Annotated in this window: 3 protein-coding genes; 1 reads left to right on the top strand and 2 read right to left on the bottom strand. The window is 40.3% G+C overall.

Annotated elements, in window-relative coordinates; genetic code table 11:
- Positions 1 to 166 precede the first annotated feature (166 nt).
- Positions 167 to 385, top strand: coding sequence for an S-adenosylmethionine:tRNA ribosyltransferase-isomerase (locus SD31_RS16090; protein ID WP_262506607.1), 219 nt, complete (start codon positions 167 to 169; stop codon positions 383 to 385).
- On the opposite strand, the gene SD31_RS08950 is transcribed toward SD31_RS16090, so the two are convergent.
- Both SD31_RS08950 and SD31_RS08945 read right to left on the bottom strand, forming a co-directional pair.
- Positions 285 to 779: an S-adenosylmethionine:tRNA ribosyltransferase-isomerase gene (locus SD31_RS08950; protein WP_262506606.1), complete on the bottom strand. Its 495-nt coding sequence runs from the start codon at positions 777 to 779 to the stop codon at positions 285 to 287. The genes SD31_RS16090 and SD31_RS08950 overlap by 101 nt on opposite strands.
- A 203-nt stretch (positions 780 to 982) precedes the next feature.
- On the bottom strand, positions 983 to 1,638 hold a 656-nt coding region (locus tag SD31_RS08945), incomplete at its 5' end, for an amino acid--tRNA ligase-related protein (RefSeq protein WP_039053870.1).

Genomic DNA, 1,638 nt, shown 5'->3' with positions numbered 1-1,638 from the left:
AATTTCGATTGACTAAAGATGATTAATTGGATTTTGAGAAACAAACTGACCAAAGATTAATTTTCCGGCGAACAGYTTGATACGGAAATTCGAAAGAAAAAACAGGCTGGCATGAACCAATAAAGAAGTTTTCTTATTGACTGTGAGTTAAACAAAGAAATTACGTTTGTGGGATGTATTAGTAGATCCGGCTCGTAAAATCCGTGTTGGAAACAAGCTATACTTTGGTGAAGATGATTTATTGGTTGCCGAAGTTGTGGACAACACGACTTCTCGTGGCCGCACTATCCGTTTCTTATTCGATGGTACTGATGAGGAGTTTCGCCGCAACATTGAAATTTTAGGAGAGACACCTCATCAGTACCATCGAATAAGAAACGGATAGTGCGGCCACGAGAAGTCGTGTTGTCCACAACTTCGGCAACCAATAAATCATCTTCACCAAAGTATAGCTTGTTTCCAACACGGATTTTACGAGCCGGATCTACTAATACATCCCACAAACGTAATTCTTTGTTTAACTCACGCAATAAGAAAACTTCTATGGTAGCGCCTGTTTTTTCTTTATTTCCGTACAAACGTGCCGGAAATACTTTGGTGTTGTTCAAAATCATTACATCTTTGTCATCGAAATAATCGATAACATCCTTGAAGATTTTGTGCTCGATTTTACCGGTATCTTTGTGAAGTACCATCAAACGAGCTTCATCACGTTGTTCAGAAGGTTCAGTCGCTAATAGAGATTCAGGTAAGTGGAATTTGAATTGTGATAATTTCATCTGTATCTATTTAATGTTTTAAAATCCGACCTACAGAGCCGGATAAAAGCACACAAAGGTAAGAAATTTTATTGCAAAAATGTGATAAAAATGATTATATGATAATATTCTGAAGAAATAGTAATAATCTCTTTACCTACTTGTTTAACAGTTGGAAGGAAAGAAAGTTTGGATAAACAAAAGGGCTCTTAAGAGCCCTTTCTTTATTTTTTTGTGATAAATTTATTATCTCCTTCGATGATGATTTCTATCATATCTTTCTGGCGTAGGCTTTTGGTAGCTGTATCCCATTTTTTACCACTTAGCCCGGACTTCTCCTTAGCTTCTGCAAGGGTCTGTCTTTGGTCGCTGAGAATGTTTAGTACCGTTTTTTCTTCTTCTGTAAGCTGTACGGCAGGTTCTTTTTTCTCCGGTCTCATCTGAGGGAAGAACAGTACCTCTTGGATGGACGCATTGTTGGTCAAGAACATTGTCAAGCGATCCATGCCGATTCCCAGACCTGCAGTAGGAGGCATACCGTATTCCAATGCCCGCAAGAAATCGTGGTCGATGAACATCGCTTCGTCGTCGCCTTTCTCCGAAAGACGTAACTGCTCTTCGAAGCGCTCGCGTTGGTCTATTGGGTCGTTAAGCTCCGAATAGGCATTGGCAATCTCTTTACCGCATACCATAAGCTCAAAACGCTCGGTAAGTTCCGGGTTGTTTCTATGTTTTTTGGTAAGAGGAGACATCTCTATAGGGTAGTCGGTGATGAAGGTAGGCTGGATAAAGTTGCCTTCACATTTTTCGCCGAAGATGGCGTCGATAAGTTTACCTTTACCCATGGTGTCGTCCACTTCGATGCCCATACTTTTTGCGG

The sequence above is a fragment of the Sphingobacterium sp. T2 genome (genome assembly GCF_000814685.1).
Taxonomy (GTDB): Bacteria; Bacteroidota; Bacteroidia; order Sphingobacteriales; family Sphingobacteriaceae; genus Sphingobacterium; species Sphingobacterium thermophilum.
This window is presented reverse-complemented; position numbering and strand designations above follow the sequence as displayed.

Excerpts from the sequence above, each read along its gene's own strand:
- SD31_RS08950 (WP_262506606.1), bottom strand. The coding sequence starts at position 779 with ATGAAATTATCACAATTCAAATTCCACTTACCTGAATCTCTATTAGCG.